The organism is Pediococcus damnosus (assembly GCF_001437255.1).
GTDB classification, from domain to species: Bacteria; Bacillota; Bacilli; order Lactobacillales; family Lactobacillaceae; genus Pediococcus; species Pediococcus damnosus.
In genome coordinates this window covers 1-703 of sequence record NZ_JQBD01000179.1, presented here as the reverse complement: position 1 = coordinate 703, position 703 = coordinate 1, and the positions used below count along the sequence as shown (strand labels likewise).

Sequence of the window (703 nt, the reverse complement as noted above, 5' to 3'; positions counted from 1 at the left end):
TGACGTTATTGTGGTAGATAATCTAGGCAATCAGCTGGTAGACGCGTGTGAACATATTGGCCTGATTGGAGAAGCCATAACAAGCACGTTTGAGCTCCTTGATCTTACGGTTGATGCCCTCTATCGGTCCGTTAGAGTAGGACGATTTGGCGGCATTAATTACTCCATTAAGATTCTTTCGTAGGGTATGCATGGCCGTATCTAGGGGCGTGCCGTTAGGCTGATAGTTAGTGATCATATTCTTGAGTTCATCAGCGTGACGCCCCATCAAAGCATCGTGGAGATCGATGTAGGTTTCATAAGCTGTTTTGAAGGCCGGAAACGTATTGGTTCCAATATCAATAGCGTTCTGTTCGGTCGAGTACTCATTCAGGCCGAAGAGGTAGCGGCTCTTTTGTGCGTCAGGGTTGGCCTTGTGGAATAGGCGCCATAGTGATTTCAGTACTTTATATTCCCGCGAATGCTTGTCGAGTTGCTTTAAACATTGAGTGCGAATGGTATCCATCGTCCGGCCCATTAATTGAATAATGTGGAACCGATCAATAATGAGTTCGGCGTTAGGGAATAGTTCGTGCACGAATGCCTGATAGGAGGCGTTCATGTCCATGATGACGCGTTGAACCGCGGCCCGTTCTGCGGTGCTGTACTGACTAAGAAAGAACTGTTTGATGGTTCTATTAAGGCGGTCGCTAAGTACTTTAAC

Annotated in this window: 1 protein-coding gene; it reads right to left on the bottom strand. The window is 46.8% G+C overall.

Annotated elements, in window-relative coordinates:
• Positions 1–22: 22 nt before the first annotated feature.
• The coding region (locus tag IV84_RS10540) for an ISL3 family transposase (protein ID WP_155515927.1) at positions 23–703 on the bottom strand (681 nt) is incomplete at its 5' end.